This is a genomic window from Sodalis sp. (in: enterobacteria) (assembly GCF_047607725.1).
Lineage (GTDB): Bacteria > Pseudomonadota > Gammaproteobacteria > Enterobacterales > Enterobacteriaceae > JBLKSS01.
Genome location: NZ_JBLKSS010000076.1, coordinates 1 through 19,507, shown reverse-complemented (window position 1 = coordinate 19,507; position 19,507 = coordinate 1). Strand labels below are relative to the sequence as shown.

The window sequence follows — 19,507 nt, the reverse complement described above, 5'->3', positions numbered from 1 at the left end:
TGGAGCCGGAAGCGTATCTGCGCCATGTGCTGGCGATTATCGCGGATCATCCCATCAACAAAATCAAAGAGCTCCTGCCGTGGAACCTCACCATCCCTGCTGAATAACTGTCAATACGGCGCTGGGCGTACGCTTACGTTCAAACGGATATAGATAGACAGCAGGCTTTGCGCCGCGTCCCAGCGGGAGAAATCGCTGGTGGCGAAACGCATCAGGGTAATCAATTGCTGATCGCTATAGGGATAATCCAGCTTCACCGGCGCGGAAAATTCGCGCAGCAGCGAGGGGATGGGCAGCGACGGCACATGATCGAAAATAAACGTCTGTACGCTCTCGGTCACGTTCAGCACCGAATTTACCGGCGCGCCGACGTGCTGTAGCGGGATTACCGGTCCGTGGTTATCGTACAGTTCGATATCCAGCGGAATATGCAGCGCCTGTTTTTCCTGCTGGTCCGGCGTCGGCGGCGTCATCTGCGTAACGTGCAGGGTATATTGCTCCAGCTCGGCATTATAATCGTCGCGCACCGTCACCAGCGGCGTACCTGACTGGCTGTACCAGCGGCGGAACAGCGTCAAATCGATATCGCCGGCCTCCTCCATCGCCACGACGAAATCTTCGCAGGTGGCGGCGCTGCCATCGTGGCGGGAAACGTAGCGGCTCATGCCGGCCTGAAACTTTTCCTCCCCCAGCAGGGTATGCAGCATACGGATCATCTCGGCGCCCTTTTCATACACCGTCAAGGTGTAAAAGTTATTCATTTCAATGACTTTATCGGGGCGAATGGGGTGCGCCATCGGGCTGGCGTCTTCGGCGAACTGCGCGCTGCGCATCACGCGTACATTATTGATTCGATTGACGGCGCGCGAGCCGATATCCGAACTGAACTCCTGATCGCGGAATACGGTCAGGCCCTCTTTCAGACTGAGCTGAAACCAGTTGCGGCAGGTGATGCGATTACCGGTCCAGTTATGGAAATATTCATGGCCGATGACCCGTTCGATATTGAGATAATCCACATCGGTGGCGGTTTGCGCCCGGGCCAGCACATATTTGGCGTTGAAGACGTTGAGCCCTTTATTTTCCATGGCGCCCATATTGAAGAAATCGACCGCCACCACCATATAAATATCCAGATCGTACTCAAGACCGAAGCGGGTTTCGTCCCAACGCATGGCGTGCTTGAGGGACGCAATCGCCCAGTCGGCGCGATCCAGGTTGCCGCGATCGACAAACAGCTCCAGCGCGACCTCTCTGCCGGAGCGGGTGGTAAAGCTGTCGCGCAATACATCAAAATCCCCCGCCACCAGCGCAAAGAGGTAACACGGTTTCGGAAAAGGATCTTCCCAGATTACCCAATGCCGGCCATCACAGTTATCCCCGTAATAAATACGGTTGCCGTTGGAGAGCAGGAACGGATAGCGTTGCTTATCCGCCAAAATGTGCGTGGTAAAACGCGCCAGAACATCCGGACGGTCCAGATAAAAGGTAATGTGGCGGAAACCTTCCGCCTCGCCATTGGGTACAGAGCGCGCCGCCGGAAAGGTAGAGCCCTTCCAGGGCGGTATTGTTGGCGGGATGAATCAGCGTTTTGATGGTCAAGGTAAAGGTGGCGGGCAACTGCTCAATGACCAATCCCGGGGCGTCCAGGCGATAATGCGTCCACTCCTGGTCGTCCACCCGCAAACTCAGCAGGCGTAAATCCTCGTCGTTGAGCAGCAAGGGCGCGCCGGCCTGGCCCTGACGCACGACGGTGCTGGTTGCCGTAACGGTGGTATTCTCGGCCTCGAGATCAAAATCCAGGTGAATATCGATGATCGTATATTCCGGCGCACGATAATCATGGCGGTACTTGGCTTGCGGCTGTTGCGTCATAGTTAACCTTTAGGCATCAGTGTCGATTTCTGCCGTTAAGTCTATTCCTGTTAGCGGCAGGTTGCCATTGTAAAGCCCGGCAAGCGCGCTAAAATGTAGCGTTCGCGCAAAAAACAGCGCGGGCGGGCGGGAAAACTCGCCAAATGACCGGGCGACTAACCCGCGGGACGGCACGTTTGGTCCCGACGTTATCACGTCAACTGTGCTCTGATGTGACTACACTTATAGGATAACGCGGCTTTTCATGGCCGTTACCCCTTATCCGACTGAGATGAGATGTCGTAAAAGGATGCTTGAACGCACCATGAATGTTGCTACCGATCCGATTTTAACGTCGATACTCGACACTGATGCCTATAAATTTCATATGCAGCAAACCGTTTTTCATCGCTACTATGATGTAACGGTGAGCGCGGAGTTCCGCTGCCGCGGGGACGATCTGCTGGGGGAATACGCCGCCGACATCAGTGCCCAGATTGAGATGATGCGTAGTTTGAAATTGGACCAGGAGGAGTTTGCCTACCGGCGCGGATTGTCGTTTTTTCAAAGCGACTATTTCAACTGGCTGCGCCAGTTCCGCTTTAACCCGAGCCAGGTGCGAGTACGTAATCACCACGGCAAATTCGATATTCGCATCACCGGCCCCTGGCGCGACGTCATTTTATGGGAAGTGCTGCTGCTCGCGGTGATAAGCGAGGTGGTGCACCGCCGCCGCTCGCCGCAAATCGCGCCCGCTGACGCGGTGGCGAAGCTGCGCTATTTTCGCCATCTCAGTGCGGATGTGGACATGTCCCGCTTCAGGCCTATGGATTTCGGCACCCGCCGCCGCTTCTCGCGCCAGGTCCAGTTTGATGTGGTTGCCGAACTACAGCGGACGTTTCCCTACCTTATCGGCACCAGCAACTACCAGTTGGCGCGGGAATGCGGCCTGCCGCCGGTCGGCACCCAGGCGCATTCAGCAGATAAGCCCCGATCTGGCCAACAGCCAGCGCACCGCGCTGCAGGCCTGGCTGGACGAATACCCCGACCAGTTAGGGATCGCGCTCACCGACTGCATCACGATGGATGCCTTTTTACGCGACTTCGGGCCGGCGTTCGCCCATGCCTATCAGGGCCTGCGTCACGACTCCGGCGACCCGGTGGAATGGGGCGAGAAGGCGATTGCACATTATGAACGGTTGGGCATTGATCCGCTTGGCAAAACGCTGGTGTTTTCCGACAGCCTCGATTTCGACAAGGCGCTGATGCTTTACCGCCATTTCTGGCAGCGCATCAATCTCGTTTTTGGTATCGGCACCCGGCTGACCTGCGATATCCCCGCCGTTAAGCCGCTCAACATCGTCATCAAACTGGTGGAGTGCAACGGTAAACCGGTGGCGAAGCTGTCGGACAGCCCCGGAAAAACGATCTGTCACGATAAAGCCTTTGTTCGCGCCTTGCGTAAAGCTTTCGACGTGCCGCTGGTGGTTAAAAAGGCCAGTTGAACCACCAGCCAAGCCGCGGCTGGCATTTCCCGTTCCCCCGTTTTGCGCGAAAGCGTCGGGGGAGATGGCGCTTTGGCCCGCTTTAACACCGGTTTTCTGCCCTCATTGCACACCCTAAACATCATCGCCGCCAGAAATATGCGATTTCCCCTTGCGGTCTTGCCGCCGCCAAGTAACATATTATGCTCCGTTACCGGACTCACGGCCTTTTCCTATTTTAACTGAGTAAGAGAGTATTTTATGAGCGTAGTGCCTGTAGTCGATGTACTGCAAGGGCGCATGCCGGCTGACAGTGAAGTCACTGTACAGGGTTGGGTGCGTACCCGCCGAGATTCCAAAGCCGGAATCTCCTTTCTTGCCGTCTATGACGGTTCCTGCTTCGATCCCTTACAGGCCGTCATTAATAATACTCTGCCCAATTATCAGAACGACATTCTACGCCTGACCACAGGCTGCTCGGTATCGGTTACCGGCCGGGTAGTGGAATCCTTAGGGGGCGGTCAGCGTTACGAAATACAGGCTCAGGCCGTTGAGGTGCTCGGCTGGGTCGACGATCCGGATACCTACCCCATGGCCGCCAAGCGCCATAGCGTGGAATATCTGCGCGAAGTGGCCCATCTTCGCCCGCGGACCAACCTGATTGGCGCGGTGGCGCGAGTCCGCCACACCCTGGCGCAGGCCATTCACCGTTTTATGGATGAGCAGAGTTTCTTCTGGGTGTCGACGCCGTTAATTACCGCCTCCGATACCGAAGGCGCCGGCGAAATGTTCCGCGTTTCAACCCTCGATTTGGAAAATCTGCCGCGCACGGCCGATGGCAAAGTCAATTACGATGAAGATTTCTTTGGCAAAGAGGCCTTTTTAACCGTTTCCGGCCAGCTGAACGGTGAAAGTTACGCCTGCGCCCTGTCAAAAATCTATACATTCGGTCCGACGTTCCGGGCGGAAAATTCCAATACCAGTCGCCATCTCGCCGAATTCTGGATGGTTGAGCCGGAAGTGGCGTTCGCCACCCTGGAGGATGCCGCCGGCTTAGCGGAAGCGATGCTTAAATATGTGTTTCAGGCGGTATTGACCGAGCGCGCCGACGATATGCAGTTCTTCGTCGAGCGGGTCGACAAAGAAGCGATAAACCGTCTGAAACACTTTATTAGTGCAGATTTCGCGCAAGTCGACTACACCGAGGCGGTAACCATTCTGCAAAACTGTGGCCAGACATTTGAAAATCCGGTTTCCTGGGGCATTGACTTATCTTCGGAACATGAACGCTATTTGGCGGAAAAACATTTCAAAGCGCCGGTGGTGGTGAAGAATTATCCCAAGGATATCAAAGTGTTTTACATGCGCATGAATGACGATGGCAAAACCGTCGCCGCTATGGATGTGCTGGCCCCGGGCATCGGCGAAATCATTGGCGGATCGCAGCGTGAAGAGCGTTTGGATAGACTGGATACACGTTTGGAAGAAATGGGCCTCAACAAAGAAGATTACTGGTGGTATCGTGATTTGCGCCGCTATGGAACCGTTCCTCATGCAGGTTTTGGATTAGGTTTCGAGAGATTAATAGTTTATGTCACAGGAATGCAAAATATTCGTGATGTAATACCCTTCCCGCGAAGTCCGCGCAATGCCAATTTCTAAATTTCGGCATTTAATATAATAAAAAAATATATATACGTCACCAAGGCCAGCTCTGCTGGCCTTTCTCTTTTTAAAGTTAGAGATATCTCATAAAGTTCCCTAAAAATTACATTTAGACATACATTTTTTCCTCATGAAACATTATTACGACATTTGTATCATTTTCGGAGTAGATTAACGACTCTGTGAATGGAACACTGCGTGCAGACACAGGAAGACACCAAACTCTCAATAATGTTTCGTAAGAAATTATTAGCGGCAGTGGCAGGTGTCCGAATAACACCAATGAGGGTAGTAATAATGATGAATCGCAATCTTATTGCAGTGGTAATTCCGGCCTTATTGGCTGCCGGTGCCGCTAACGCGGCCGAAGTGTATAACAAAGATGGCAATAAATTAGACATCTACGGTAAGGCTGTCGGCCTGCACTACTTCTCCCACAGCGACAACAGCTACGGCGGTGACGGCGGTGACGGCGACCAGACTTACGCCCGTCTCGGCTTCAAAGGTGAAACTCAGATTACCGACCAGCTGACCGGTTTCGGCCAGTGGGAATACAACTTCCAGGGCAACAACTCCGAAAGCAGCGTCGACGCTCAGGACGGCAACAAAACCCGTCTGGTGTTCGCCGGTCTGAAATTCGGCGATGCCGGTTCATTCGATTACGGCCGTAACTACGGCGTAAGTGTATGACGCTATCGGCTGGACCGACATGCTGCCGGAATTCGGCGGTGACTCCGGCTACAGCGACAACTTCATGGTGGGTCGTACCACCGGTGTCGCTACCTACCGCAACACCAACTTCTTCGGGTTGGTTGACGGCTGGGATTTCGCCGTACAGTACCAAAGCAAGAACGATCGTGACGAAATCCGTCGCGCCAACGGCGACGGCTGGGGCGCATCTACCAGCTACACCTCCCCCATCGGTGTTGCTATCGGCGGTGCTTATTGCTTCTTCCGACCGTACCGATGCACAGCAAAGCGCTTACTATGCTAACGGCAGCGAAAAAGCTCAGCAATGGACAGCCGGTCTGAAATATGACGCCAACAACGTTTACCTGGCCGCCATGTACGGTGAAACCCGTAACGCGACCTACATCAGCAACTCCAATTAGCAGAGCACTGACTTTAACGCTACCGGTTTTGCTAACAAAACCCAGCTGATTGAATTGGTTGCCCAGTATCAGTTCGACTTCGGTCTGCGTCCGTCCCTCGCCTACGTGCAGTCGAAAGGTAAAGACATCGAAGGCGTTGGCGATGTTGACCTGATCAAATACTTTGAAGTGGGCGCGACTTACTACTTCAACAAAAACATGTCCACTTATGTTGACTACATCATCAACCAGATTGATGACGACAACGAGCTGGGCATCGGCAGCGGCGATACCGTTGCTCTGGATCTGGTCTACCAGTTCTAATCCCCTTTCGGCCCTCTACGGCTGAAGATCAGGATAGCGAAGGCAGGGTTTGCACCCTGCCTTCTTTTTTTTGTGCCGTTGAAAAATGGGCGGTAAACGGTTGGCAAAGGGCTCTCGTAACGGTAACCTGATAGCACTTTTCGCACACTGTGACGTTTGGACACATCTCCCATGTTTGAATCTATCCCGGTCGCACCGGCGGACCCGATTCTCGGCCTACTGGATGTCTTTCGCGCAGATGATCGCCCGAGTAAAATCAATCTTGGTATCGGCGTCTACAAGGATGAAACCGGTAATACACCGGTGCTGACCAGCGTAAAAAAAGCGGAATCGCTGCTGCTGGAAAATGAGACCAGCAAAAACTACCTGAGTATTGACGGCATCACGGCCTTCGCCGCGGACACGCAGCGCCTTCTGTTCGGCGCGGACAGCGCCATTATCGCCAGCGCGCGGACGTGCAGCGCGCAAACCCCCGGCGGTACCGGCGCCCTGCGCGTGGCCGCGGATTTCCTGGCGCATAATACCGCCGTGCGCCGTGTTTGGGTAAGCAACCCTAGCTGGCCGAACCATAAAAACGTGTTTAGCGCGGCGGGATTGACGGTGTGCTATTACGCCTACTATGACGCTGTCACTCATACGCTCGATTTTACGGCAATGCTGGCGTCCCTGAGCCAGGCACAGGCCGGCGACGTCGTCTTATTCCAAGGTTGCTGCCATAATCCGACCGGGATCGACCCCACCGAGCAGCAATGGCGCGAACTGGCGGCGCTGTCGGCCCGACAGGGCTGGCTGCCGCTGTTTGATTTCGCCTATCAGGGTTTCGCCCACGGCCTGGAGGAAGATGCGGCGGGTTTGCGCATTTTTTGCGAAGCTCATCAGGAGCTCATCGTGTGCAGCTCCTTTTCAAAGAATTTCGGCCTGTATAATGAACGCGTTGGCGCCTGCACACTGATTGCGCCCGACAGCGCGATTGCCGATCGCGCCTTCAGCCAGTTGAAAGCCATCATTCGCGCCAACTACTCCAACCCGCCGGCGCACGGCGCCGCCGTTGTCGCCACCATTTTGGCCGACGACGTGCTGCGCGCCATGTGGGAGCAGGAGTTGAGCGGTATGCGCGAGCGTATCCAGCGTATGCGCCAACTGTTCGTCAACACCCTCCTGGATAAAGGCACGCGGCAGGACTTCAGCTTTATCAACCGGCAAAACGGCATGTTCTCCTTTAGCGGCCTGACTCAGGAACAGGTGCTAGAGCTGCGTGACCAATCGGGCATCTATGTGGTGAATTCAGGCCGCATCAACGTGGCCGGAATGACGCCGGATAACATGGCGCCGTTGTGCGAAGCGATCGTGGCGGTGCTGTAACCGCCGGTTAACCTGTCTGAGGCGGCGCGTCCGTCTGTGAAGAGATGAAAATGACAATGTCATGCTGGTTCACGCAACGGCGGCAATGGCCATGAAGCGCTCACCGGCGGCTACTGCAGGAAAGGATTAGTGCGGCGCTCGTGGCCCAAAGTCGACATGGGGCCATGGCCGGGCAGAAAGGCAATGTCATCCGCTAACGGCATGAGCTGATGATGGATCGAACGCATCAGCGTCGCCCTATCGCCGCCCGGCAGGTCGGTACGACCAATGCCGCCATTAAACAGCACGTCCCCCATCAAAATGAATTTCGCCGCTTTGTTCCAGAACAACACATGCCCCGGAGAATGGCCGGGGCAATGCAGTACGCTAAACGACAACGTACCGACGCTCACCGTGGCGCCATCCGCCAGCCAGTGATCGGGCGTCAATGGCGGAATGCTTTCCACGCCAAACATCTGACACTGCCCCGGCAAATTCGCCAGCAACGGTTCATCGTCGCGATGGGGACCGACGATGGGCACGCGATAAAATGCCGCGAGCTCGCTGGCGGCGCCGACATCATCCAGATGACGTGAGTCAGCCATATTTCTTTTACCGTTACGCCCAGCGCCGCGACTTCTTGACGCAACCGCTGCGCTTCACCGCCGGGATCCAGCAGCGCCACTTCGCCGGTCTGCTCGCACCAAACCAAAGAACAATTCTGGCTGAACGCCGTTACCGGCATAATGTGATATTTCATACTGCATCCTGTCTGGCCTTTTGCATCCAATTATACGGCGAAACGGCGGTCGTGTTGACAGGAATTGCGGCGCTTTACCAGGTGCGCGCCGGCCCGGTATCGATATGGACGAAATTACTTCGCGGGTAGTATCCCACGCCGCCCATGCGCAGCTTGAGCGCCGCTTTACGGATCATGCTGAGCGGCGTGCCCTCAATATGGAAATCCATGGCTTTGCCCAGCGTATGATAACTGTGCTTCGCTACGCCCTCGCTCTTTGCCCGCAGCGAATTATTAGTCTGTACCGTCCGGTAGCCGGAAATAAGCTGCACCGGCTTGCTGGTTTGCAACACCGTTTGCAGACGATAAAGATGGTCGAAAAGCTGAGGATCGATTTCGGTTATTTTATTGGCGCGAAAATCGCGGAAAAAATGATTTAATCGGCTCAGCTCGCTTTGATCATAACTTTTACCATTGAAAAATTCCGTTTTCAGCGTTTCACCGGTATGCAAATTATTCAGGGTTAGCATGCGCGGGCGGGGCGTGGAGAGCGTGGCGAAAGCAGTGCCGGGAAGCAGCGCCAGTCCGGCGGCAGCCGTTCCAAACACCAGCAATTGACGGCGTAGATGATTGATATGATCCATGGGCACAGTAACCAGTCGGCAGAGTTGATGAACAAATACACAGTAGCGCACCGCCCGAACCATAGCCGTATGGGTGGGCCACGTCAATAACTCAAGCGTCAGGATTTGCAAAAGCTCACAAAGTAGTCTACACGGGGCCCCGGTCAGGCCCGCGCATAAATTCACCGGCGTTCAGCGGCTTATTGCAGCAGCCGTTGCGCTTGCGGCAGGCTTCTGGCGCCCTTCTGGGTTGGCGTATCATAATTGTAAATATCTGTGCGGAACTGCGGTTTACCGTCGTCCGCGACCCAGGCGGTAAGATAAAACAAATTGACCGGAATCTGATGGCGAATCGGCACATACGTCATATTGCCCTGTCTTAGCGTCGCACTGACGCGAGCGTCGCCCCAACCGGCATCTTGCAGCAGCATGTTCGCCAGCACCGCCGCCTTATTCACCCGAACGCAACCCGAGCTAAGCGCGCGCTGATCTTGGCCGAACAAATTATGGTTGGGCGTATCGTGCAGATAAATGGCATCCGAGCTGGGCATATTGAATTTATACCGCCCCAACGCATTCTTCGGCCCCGGCGCCTGCTGCAGACGGTAAGGAAAATGGTTGGGCGTGACCATATTCCAATCAATACTGGCCGGGTCGATCACGGCGGCATCGCTACTCCAGCCCGATAATATGGTGAAGTCGTTGCGCAGCAAATACCCCGGATCGCGCAGCGCTTTCGGCAGAATATCCTGACGCACCAGCGAATTGGGCACATTCCACGGCGGATTAAGCACCACGCTGCTCAACGCACTGCGTATCAGCGGCGTTTTGCGGCTGGGGCGGCCGACGATCACCCGCGAGGACAGCACCTCGGCCCCCTGCTGATAGTACACAAGGGAGTAATTGGGAATATTGACCAAGATGCCGGTATTAACGCGATTATTCAGCAGGCGCAAACGCTGGATATTCAACGCCAGCAGCGTAACCCGGGTCTGCGGGGAAACGTTAAGCCAGTTGCGCGTCTGGCGGCCGATCACGCCGTCGGCACCCAACCCCTGCCAGTCTTGGAAACGCTTCACCGCCGCCACCAGATCTGGCGAATACATCTTGTCCTGCACATCTACCGTGGCGACCACCGTTGGATTATCGCTGGAAGGCGTGGTCGTGAGCTCCGCGGCGGCGGGGCTGACCACCGCCGACGGCGGGTCTTGGCTGATAGGCTGCGAGGCGGTGGGCGTGACCGGGGCGTTATCCACCGTCGGTTGCGGCGCGGCGTCGCCGCGCTGGAGCATACCGGTACGCCGCAAAATCTCGCGCAGCGCGGGAATATCATCGCTCAATTGGCCGGGACGCAAGCTGGCGCTGCCGGTCAGCTGCGGCCAAGGGTGGTTATCGGCGAGAATGGTTTTCAACGCTTGATGCATTTTGGCGTATTGGGGGTGCTGCGGCACCAGGCCGCTGACAAAGGCATCCAACCTGCCGTCGTTTAAAGCATTCTGCCAGCGGTCAATGAGCGCGCGCGGCGGCAGCGCCAGCGTATAGGGTGCATTGCCGTAAAGCCATCTTTCGCCGTTGGCGCCGACGCCATTGGTAAATTGCAGGTAGCCCAGCATCACGTCGGACAAGATTTTATCCCGCGTTAGACCGGTAATACGCGGATCCGTGAGCCACTGCGCCCAGGTGGTGAATTGCGGCTGGACGCCCGACAGCGCCAGTTCCGCCAGTTGCTGCTGAAAATGCCACACCACCGCCCGGTCCTGCCACATCGGCGCATCCTGGCGCGCGGCGTAAAGCGCCGCAATTTCTCGGGAAAAGTAGGGTTGCACATGAGCAGGGGAAATTTTTCCCGGCAAAGGGGCGCCAGCACCCTGGCTTTGCGCGGCCGGCGCGCCAAAGGCGGGGCCGGATAGCGACGCGATACCGGTCAGCAGCAGGCAACGCATCATCGCACGGCGCAACCACGGAGATTTCGTGACTAACATCCTGTGTCCCCTGTAGTGAAACAGTTAATTTATCATGTTTTTTTTGACCTTGTTCACCGTAGTATATAAGCAGAAAAGGAAATCTGCGCACTAAACCAAAGCGAAACCCTGCGAAGCGGTTACCCTTTGACCATTTCCCTGGGTCATGCCGGCGGCGACATCGTCGCACGGCCCACGCCGCGACGCCCAATAACCGCCTACTTTTTTCGGCGGCATGAGCCGACAGCGGTGGATCGCCGCCTAGAAAGGAAACCTCCCCCGGCACGGCGCGGATAATTGCCGACAGCAGTCAACGCCTCCAACGCTTGCTAAGCACGATGGCGAACCTGCGGTAACCGAGGGGGGCAATACATGGCTCGTCATAAGGTAGGGATCGATTTCATTCATCGCGCTTTAAACGCCGTCTGAGGAGGGAGTATAACTATTGCCGCATGCGGCTGCGTAGCCGGCGGTATTGAAACGGGCGGGACGAAAAAGCGCGGCCCGGCCCCCGTGAGACGGACCGGCGCACACTCCCCCCTAACCTAATAAAGCAATAAGTGGGACGCGCGCAGGAAATAACCGACTGTCGCACTACTGCAAAAGGAGCCATCGCGGCGGCGATCTGCGAGGGTTACGGCATGCTTTCGCGCTCGCCGGGATGGCGAGCCTGTCGGCGCGCGCAATAATCTGGTTCAATCAGGGTCGAAAACCGCAACCCATTGGCGGCCGATTTCGGCTAAAAACCGCCATCAGCCGAGGTGCGGCCGGGAGCTGAAATCTCAACCTGCCGACGGTCAGCCGGGGCCAAGCATCTCAATTAACCGCTGGCCTACCCTCGGTCAAAAACTTTATCCAGCCTGACTGTCGGTCTCGGTCAAGGCCGTTGACGACGGCGTAGCCTGCTCGGCGCCAAAACCGCGCAGCCCCACCACATGAACATGCTCCTGGTTGTTGAACACTTTACGCACCAATTTATAGGTAGTGCCTTTCTCCGGGCTGATATTTTCCGGGGCGGCGATGATAAGCTGCATCTGTAGCCGGTCACACAGCTCGAACAGCGTGGCGATGGATTTCGCATCCAGCCGCGCGGCTTCATCCAGGAACAACAGCCGGCACGGCGAGATATCTTTGCCGCGCAGCCGACTGGACTCCTCTTCCCAGCTTTGCACCACCATCACCAGAATCGACATACCGGTACCGATGGCCTCACCGGTGGACAACGCCCCGCTCTCCGCGCGCAACCAGCCGTCGGCGCCGCGGTTGACCTCCACTTCCATTTCCAGATAGTTGCGGTAATCCAGCAGTTCCTCGCCGACGGTTTGCGGCGTGCGCTGCCCCATATCGATTTGCGGATTTAGCCGCTGATACAGCTTGGCCAGCGCTTCGGAAAACGTCAGGCGCGGGCTGCTGAACAGGTCCTGATGCTGCTCTTGCTGCTCGCTCAACACATCCAACAGCGTCGCATGGGCTTCGCGCACGCTGACGTTCAGACGCACGCTTTTTACTTGGCCGAAACTGACCGCCTGCAACCCCTGATTGAGCGTGCGAATACGATTCTGCTCACGCTGGATAGTTTTACGGATAATGTTGGCCACGCTTTTGGAACTGATGGCCAGTTTCTGCTCGCGGGCGGTCAACTCTTCCGTCAAGCGATTCAGCTCGATTTCCATCTGCTCAATGGCTTCCACCGGGTCGTCGGTGCGGATAATATCTTGGCGGATACGCTCGCGTAGATGCTGGTAAACCGCGATAAAGAACTGGATTTTGCGCTCTGGCCGCTTGGGATCTTCCGACAGCCGCAGCACATCACGCAGATGTTCGTTATCCGCCACCGCCAACCGCAGCGCACCCAGCGCTTTGTCCGACATGGAACGCAGATCCTCGGCTTCCATATAGGCCAGCTCGCGGCGGTGCAGGCGGCGTTCGACGCCGTTTTCCTTCACCAGGCGCAGCACCGCGCACCAGCTGGCCTTGGCGCTGACCACCTGCTCGCGGGTTTGATAATAATCACGTTCCAGCTTGCGCAACTTTTTCTGTAAAGCGTCCATTTCCGCTTCGCAGAACGTCAGCTGTTTTTCCAGCTGGTTACGGCGACCGCGGTTCTGGCTCAGGGCCATGTGCAGCTGATCCCGGCGTTCGCGGGCGCGCGCTTCCGCATTGGCGTCGGCCTGCACCCCGATGTCGTTGAGCTCCTGCATCAATTCCTTGAGCATATCCTTCTTGGCTTCGTAAGAACTTTTTAACGACGCTTGTACCTGGCTGAACTGCGTAAGCTGAGCCTGATGGGCGCGCAGCCCGTCACGCGCCTGGCTGCGCTCGGCCTCCGCCCGCTCCAGACGCTGGCGCAGCTTATCGTTCAGATCGGTATTTTCGCTCAGCATGCCGGCGGAATCGGAATAGCTGAAGTGGGCGCGGCGCTGGACCACCTCTGTCAGGGCAAACGCCTGTTGCCGCGCCTGGCGCTGGGTCTGTTGCGCCAGCTCATAGTCGGCACGCAATTGCTCATGCTGTTCGGGGTCGCTTTGCAGCACCGCCGCCAGCGGCTCGAGCTGATCCAGCGCCTTTTGGTGCTGGATCAGGTAGTGGGCCGCGTCCTGCGCATCTTGCCAATCGGCCTGCACCGTCTCCAGCCGGTCCTGCAGCTGGTCGTCCAGCAGGACACCAAGCCGGGGGATAAGCCGGTTGAGCAGTTGCAGCCCCTCACGCGCCTGATCATATTGCTGCCGGCTTTGCTGATTCTGCCCGTGGTGGTCGCTAAGTTCACGTTCCAATTCGCCGCGCAGGGCGTTGATCGCGCGCATATCCGCTTCCGGATCCGGCTCGAACGCCACCGCCAGGTGAACGCCGATAAAGCGGCTGAACGCCTGATGCTGACGCTGAATTTTTTGCACGTCGAACGAGAGCGTGGCGTAACGTTCCGCCAGTACATCGCGCTCGGCGGTGAGTTTTTCCAACCGGCTTTCGCGCGCGGCGCGGCCGAATAGCGGCACCGCGGGAAAGCGCGAATAGCGCCACTGACGGTCCGCCACTTTGACCAGCACTGCGCCCTGGAGCTCTTCCACGCCGAACATGTTATCGTCGAACGACTGCGGATCCCCTTCAATCAAATAGAGGTCGTCCGGGCAATCCTCCAGACCATCCAGCTGTTCGCGCACCCGCGACAAATCCGGTACCACAATCGCGTGGCGGGAGGGGCCATAGAGCGCTGAGAAATACGGCGCGTCGTCAAGCGTAACGTCATCATAAATCTCCGAGAGCAGCACGCCGCCAAAGCGTTCGGCCAGCGAGGTCAGGCGGCTATCCTCCGTCCCGCCCGGCGGGCTGAGACGCTCGATCTGCGCCTCGATACGCCGCTTGCGTCCCGTGACCTCGTCGCGTTCCACGGTGGTCTCCCGCTCGCGTTCCAGCAGGAGCTGCATGGTATCCGTCACCTGGCGACTGCTGGTCAGCGCTTCGCCGCTTTGCTCACTGAGCGCCGTCAGGGCATCCTGCGCCGCCAGCCAGGCCGGGGCGCGCGCGGTAAGCTGTTCGATGCGCGCAGTGGTCTGCTCCAGCGTCTGGCGCAGCGTCTGGCGGCGCTCGCCGGCCTCGGACACCGTCGCCGACAGCGTTTCGACCCGCACCTCCAGTTCCTGCTGCACCGCGTCGAGGGCCTCAGGGGGATAATCCTGGCCCATACGCTGGCAAAATTCCTGCAGCAACCGTTCATCATCCTGCTGTTCGCGCAGCCGCTGTTCCAGCTCGTTGAGCTGACTGCGCAACGCGTGCAGCCGCTCCGCCTGGTGGCGTTGCGAGGCGGCGTCACGGAGGAGTTCCCGGGCCGTCTGCCAGGCGTCGCTGCGGCTAACCTGTCCGGCGATTTTCACCACCAAGCCATAGGCCTGTTCAAACCGGCTGCTGGCCGCCTCGGCCATATTTATTTTTTGCTCAAGACCCAACAGGTGCTCGGTCGCTTCCTGTTCGCGTTCCTTGAACGTGTCCAGCGCCGGCGCGGCGTCTTCCCAGGTCAACGTCGGAAGCTGGCACAGCTCTCGGGCGCGATCCAGCGCCTGCAGCGCCTGCTGATACTGGATGGCGCGCGTTTGCTGCACATCCAGCGCATGCTGATAGTCCGCCAGCTGGCTTTTCAGTTCATCCACCTCTAGCTCGGCCGCCTCCAACCGCGCTTCGTTCTCATGCTGCTGCTCGGCGGATTCGGCCACCACTTCATTCTGTTCTTCCAGCAGGAAGGTCAGCTCCTCCAAATCCTCCTGGTAACGGCCGATTTTTTCCTGCTGGCGCATCGCGGTTTGCACCAGATTCAGGTGATCGCTGGCGGCTTGGTAATCGGTTTCCAAATCCGATTCGCCGCCGCTGATTTCCGACAGCTCCCGGGCCATATCGACGTGGCGATACTGCTCGGAGGCCAGCTGCTTACGGCTGGCGTACAGGTCACGGCGCAGAGTAAGGGCATAGTCCAGATGCAGGCGCCGTTCGTTGGCGTGGCGCATATAATCCGCCGCCACGTACGCGGTGGCTTCGGATATCAGATGCTTGAACAAATCACGATCCGATTGCGTGACGCGAATGGCTTCCAGCGTCAGGCGGTTTTCGCGCAGCACCGCCTCCATGTCCTGAAACGCTTTACGCACGCCGCTGTTTTCCGGCAGCAGATAGTCGCGCAGCGACCGGGTGATCGTGCTGGAAATGCCGCCGTAGAGCGACGCCTCAATCAGGCGGTAGTATTTGCTGCGATCGGCGCTGGAGCGCAGCCGGCGCGGCACCACGCCGAGATCGAACATCAGCGAGTGGTAGTCGATGATGGAGTTGAACTGCTTGAACAGCACGCCTTCAATAGCTTCAACCCGCTCTTTGAGCTCCTGCAGCGGCAGCACGCGCGCCTGGCGATTGCCCACCGTCATCGTCAGGATCTCGGTGGGGGTTATTTTGACCGGCAGCCCCTGGATCATGAACGGCTTGATGTCCACTTTGCGGTCGCGGCCGGCTATCTGCTGCAGGCGCACGCCGACCAGCACGCGCTGGTGGCGGGAGTTGACGACTTCCAGCACCGAGTAGCACACCCCGGCGCGCAGCTTGCCGTGCAGCCCCTTATCACGCGAGCCGCTGGTGGCGCCGGCTTCGGTGGTATTACGAAAATGCAGCAAGGTTAAATCGGGGATCAAGGCGGTAATAAATGCCGCCATGGTAGTGGATTTACCCGCGCCGTTACCGCCGGACAGGGTGGTGACCAATGCATCCAGATCAAAAGTCCGGGCGAAAAAGCCGTTCCAGTTGACCAGCGTCAGTGAGCGGAATTTGCCGCGTTCAATCATGCCTGTTCATCCTCGGGGCCATCCGCGCTTTCGCCGGCGAGCGCCTCATTTTCATCGTTTTCATCCTGTTCATCGCCGAGCGACAGGGCGTTCTCCAGCGGCATCGCCTCACCGTCGCGAATCATCCGCAGTTGCGCTTCGCGCGGATCGTCGCCGGCGCGCACATCGGCGCCGAAGCGGAAAACCGATTCCGTAATACGAAATTTGCGGGCGTCATTGCCCATAAACCAGACCATGCCCAGCCGGCGCAGGCGGTGAAGGGAGGCGCGCACTTTCTCCTGCAGCTTTTGCCTGTCCAGATCCGAGCCGGTTGAACGTTGGTTCACCAGCTTCAGCAGTTTGTTCTCATCGGCCAGGCTCAACAGTTCGTCGTACAGTTCCTGCTGGCTGAAAATGCCTTCATGGGCCAGTCTTTCAGGGCTCAGATACAAATAGCAAAGGATTTTGCCGACCATCATATCCAGCGCCGATAACACCGAACGCGGTATCAAGGTGGTAGAGCGCGGGCGCAGATAGAAGAACCCTTCCGGCGCGCGCAGCAGCTCCACATTATAGCGGCGGTAAAAGCCCTCCAGCTCCTCCTGGAAATCCATCAGAAAGGCATGATTATCCAGCTCTTCAATGCCGACGTGACGGCCGGAGCGCAGCTGGCTGTCCAGGGCCGGAAATAACGGGTTGGACAGCGCTTTCGCCAGTTTTACCGGCAAACTTTCTTCAATACTCATCGATGACATGGGCCTGTACTTTAGCGCCAAAATCGTTGATTACCTGCCAGTGGGCGGGTAACCCTGTAAAATCTGACCTGGCCACGCCCAGGCGCACCGCCTGGTCTACGACGATGCGCGCCACGTCGAAATGGCGTGAGCGCGGATAACGCGCCAGGTAATCGCGCATGACGGCGCCAAGGTCGAGCGGCTGCTGCTGCTGCTTGTACACCCCCAGCGCCTCGTCCACCAGCGCCGCAATCTGCTCGCGGATCTCGTTGAATTCTTCATATTCCATATCCAGCGGCAATTCGCCGGTCACCTCGTCATTGCGCAGCGCCAGCTCTTCATCGCGCATGTCCATCAGCCGATCGGCGTCGGCGTAGGTCAGCGCCCAGGGCGCGTCAAAATAGTTTTGCACCGACTGGCGCAGGCGCTGGGCGAAGACGCGGTTCTTGTCCATGTCGATGGTGGTGCGGATAAAGCGGTGTACGTGCCGGTCATAGCCGATCCACAGATCGATCGCCTGTTGGCCCCAGCTGATGATCCGGTCCAGCTTATTTTGCAGATCCAGCACCAGTTTATCGACGAACTGCAGTTCGTCATGGCTCAGGGTCGCATCCTGGATGCTCAACAGGTTGGCCTGTAGCTTGTCCCCCGCCGCTTCCAGCGTATCTTGCAGTTCACGCAGCGTGCCGGAGGTTTCCGATAACAGCAATTCGCAGTTGGAGATGGCGGCACGCCAGTCCTGATTAAGCAGCGCGACAATATCCTGTTTCACCCCCTGCTGCTGTTCATCCATGATGCGCTGGGTCATATCGATGCTGTCGAAAATTTCCGCTACCGAATATTTCAGCGGCGCAAACACATGCCGGTGCCAGTGAAATTCGTCGCCGTCTTCTTCCGCCGCGTCCGCCGCCCGTTTTAATTCCTGCGCAACAATGGACAGTTGGACCGACAGCCGCAGCGTGGAGAATTCGCGCTGGCGAATGTAATAATCGCTAATGCTGATACCGAGCGGCGTCAGGCGGTAAATGGCGTTCCCTTCCGCCAGCTCGCTGGTGAAACGGTTGAGAAGACGCTGACGCACCAGATCGTTGATGGCGTTGTTGGCGCGTACGGTTACGGTTTCCTGAGTCTGTTCAAACCCCTCGCTGACGTAACGGAACGCATCCACCAATTCCCCTTCGCTCATTTCGCCATCCATGCGCTCGCTATTGAGCGTGGCGATGGCCAGCACAAAGGCCAGCCGGTCAATAGGCAGCGATAGTGAGAAATCATTCTTCCGGGCCCAGGCGACCAGTTCCGGTACAGTCTGGGAAAATTCACTCATAGTGCGTCCTTCAGGGTGGGTTTACGCGCCATCACGTGGATATAACGCCTCATACTTATAAATGGCTCCTGCCGACAATAGCGTTGTTCCATCGCCAGCAGTGCGGTAAATTCATCCTGTTGTTGCTGTTTATTCTGCAGATAATCATGAAACACCCGCACGCCGCTTTTGCCTATTGGCTGCAGTCCCATTTTTTCCAGCCAGCGATACACCTCGTCGGGATCGCAAGGATGGTCGGGTATCAACGACCGTTTTTTCCTTTTCGACATACCGGCCGCGACAAAAGCCATATTGCCCAACAGCATGTTGCGCATCACCAGGCCGTGTTTATTGTAAAACATTAATGACAACGCGCCATCCCCGGCCAGGCACTGATTAAGTATTTGCAATAACGCTTCGGGCTGCGCGACCCATTCCAGTACCGCATGACACAATATCAGATCGGCCGGCCTTTCCAAATGCGTTGCGATATCCTGTATCGCGCCGTGGACGCAGCGAAAGCACTGCTGTTGCGCGCGGTCTATCATTTGCGCCGACAGATCGCACAGCACCACCTCGTGTCCCAGCGCCGCCAGTTGGGCGGCCATGCGCCCTTCGCCGCCGCCGGCGGCCAATATGGACAGCGGCCGCTGGGGCAGCTGGGGCAGCAGGCCCTGGAGATCTTGCCATAATACCGCCTGGCGGATCTTTCCTTTAGTGGTGCCGTAGATGTAGCGCGCGAATTTTTCGGCGATATCGTCGAAATTGCGATCCTGTATCATTAAAGACTCCGGTCGGCCACGGCGGGACAAGATGTTTTGTCGCCGGTGGACGCGAGGGGCCTATTTTGTCACAGGCTGACGTGGAATGAATCATCCCAGCGCCGGATTGCGGCTGGTTGATTACATTTCACCCAATCGGAGCGATACGCCATGCTGTTTACCCTGAAAAAATTGTAAGCGCCCCGTGGAGGACGTCTTGAATTATTGGTGGGTTTGTTGTATGAGACAGTAAACCTACGTTACACGCTTATGCTCATTGAATTTTCACATTGTATTGATTTTAATAACTTTTATTTCCATCCCGGTTTGAGT

General features: G+C 57.2%; 9 protein-coding genes and 4 pseudogenes. 5 read left to right on the top strand and 8 right to left on the bottom strand.

Annotated elements, in window-relative coordinates:
• The coding region (locus ACMX3H_RS07580; RefSeq protein ID WP_415210122.1) for a transposase domain-containing protein at positions 1–107 on the top strand (107 nt) is incomplete at its 5' end.
• A gap of 24 nt (positions 108–131) precedes the next feature.
• Here ACMX3H_RS07580 and pepN read toward each other — a convergent pair.
• Positions 132–1,875 (bottom strand): annotated as a pseudogene (gene pepN / locus ACMX3H_RS07575) (aminopeptidase N); the annotation flags it as partial.
• Positions 1,876–2,179: 304 nt separating this feature from the next.
• On the opposite strand from pepN, the pseudogene pncB reads away from it, so the two are divergent.
• From pncB to ACMX3H_RS07555, 4 genes and pseudogenes are all read left to right on the top strand, one after another.
• Positions 2,180–3,359, top strand: a pseudogene (gene pncB, locus ACMX3H_RS07570) (nicotinate phosphoribosyltransferase).
• Positions 3,360–3,599: 240 nt separating this feature from the next.
• Positions 3,600–5,000, top strand: coding sequence for an asparagine--tRNA ligase (gene asnS, locus ACMX3H_RS07565; protein WP_415210374.1), 1,401 nt, complete (start codon positions 3,600–3,602; stop codon positions 4,998–5,000).
• 300 nt (positions 5,001–5,300) lie between these two features.
• Positions 5,301–6,418, top strand: a pseudogene (ompF, locus tag ACMX3H_RS07560) (porin OmpF).
• A 171-nt stretch (positions 6,419–6,589) separates the two neighbouring features.
• On the top strand, positions 6,590–7,780 hold the full coding sequence (locus tag ACMX3H_RS07555) for an amino acid aminotransferase (protein ID WP_415210373.1): 1,191 nt from the start codon (positions 6,590–6,592) through the stop codon (positions 7,778–7,780).
• A gap of 110 nt (positions 7,781–7,890) precedes the next feature.
• Here ACMX3H_RS07555 and ACMX3H_RS07550 read toward each other — a convergent pair.
• The 7 genes and pseudogenes from ACMX3H_RS07550 to cmoM all read right to left on the bottom strand — a co-directional run bounded on the left by ACMX3H_RS07550 (position 7,891) and on the right by cmoM (position 19,192).
• Positions 7,891–8,519 (bottom strand): annotated as a pseudogene (locus tag ACMX3H_RS07550) (MBL fold metallo-hydrolase).
• A 74-nt stretch (positions 8,520–8,593) separates the two neighbouring features.
• The gene (locus ACMX3H_RS07545) at positions 8,594–9,142 is read right to left on the bottom strand and encodes a YcbK family protein (protein WP_025422791.1); all 549 of its coding nucleotides are present in this window, start codon (positions 9,140–9,142) and stop codon (positions 8,594–8,596) included.
• A 179-nt stretch (positions 9,143–9,321) separates the two neighbouring features.
• Positions 9,322–11,103, bottom strand: a complete 1,782-nt coding sequence (ldtD, locus tag ACMX3H_RS07540) for a L,D-transpeptidase (protein ID WP_415210372.1) — start codon at positions 11,101–11,103, stop codon at positions 9,322–9,324.
• Positions 11,104–11,933: 830 nt separating this feature from the next.
• Positions 11,934–16,397: a chromosome partition protein MukB gene (gene mukB / locus ACMX3H_RS07535; protein WP_415210371.1), complete on the bottom strand. Its 4,464-nt coding sequence runs from the start codon at positions 16,395–16,397 to the stop codon at positions 11,934–11,936.
• Positions 16,394–17,131 (bottom strand): chromosome partition protein MukE, encoded by a 738-nt coding sequence (gene mukE, locus ACMX3H_RS07530; RefSeq protein ID WP_415210370.1) that lies wholly within the window; start codon positions 17,129–17,131, stop codon positions 16,394–16,396. The genes mukB and mukE overlap by 4 nt, the downstream gene beginning before the upstream one ends.
• Positions 17,112–18,434: a chromosome partition protein MukF gene (gene mukF, locus ACMX3H_RS07525; protein WP_415210369.1), complete on the bottom strand. Its 1,323-nt coding sequence runs from the start codon at positions 18,432–18,434 to the stop codon at positions 17,112–17,114. Before mukF ends, mukE begins: the two co-directional genes overlap by 20 nt.
• Positions 18,431–19,192 carry a tRNA uridine 5-oxyacetic acid(34) methyltransferase CmoM gene (cmoM, locus tag ACMX3H_RS07520; protein WP_415210375.1) on the bottom strand — a complete coding sequence of 254 codons (762 nt, stop codon included), beginning with the start codon at positions 19,190–19,192 and terminating at the stop codon, positions 18,431–18,433. Before cmoM ends, mukF begins: the two co-directional genes overlap by 4 nt.
• Between the last annotated feature and the right edge of the window lie 315 nt (positions 19,193–19,507).

Coding starts and splice junctions, on each gene's coding strand:
- mukE (WP_415210370.1), bottom strand. CDS start 17,131: ATGTCATCGATGAGTATTGAAGAAAGTTTGCCGGTAAAACTGGCGAAA.
- ACMX3H_RS07555 (WP_415210373.1), top strand. CDS start 6,590: ATGTTTGAATCTATCCCGGTCGCACCGGCGGACCCGATTCTCGGCCTA.
- mukF (WP_415210369.1), bottom strand. CDS start 18,434: ATGAGTGAATTTTCCCAGACTGTACCGGAACTGGTCGCCTGGGCCCGG.
- ldtD (WP_415210372.1), bottom strand. CDS start 11,103: ATGTTAGTCACGAAATCTCCGTGGTTGCGCCGTGCGATGATGCGTTGC.
- asnS (WP_415210374.1), top strand. CDS start 3,600: ATGAGCGTAGTGCCTGTAGTCGATGTACTGCAAGGGCGCATGCCGGCT.
- ACMX3H_RS07545 (WP_025422791.1), bottom strand. CDS start 9,142: ATGGATCATATCAATCATCTACGCCGTCAATTGCTGGTGTTTGGAACG.
- mukB (WP_415210371.1), bottom strand. CDS start 16,397: ATGATTGAACGCGGCAAATTCCGCTCACTGACGCTGGTCAACTGGAAC.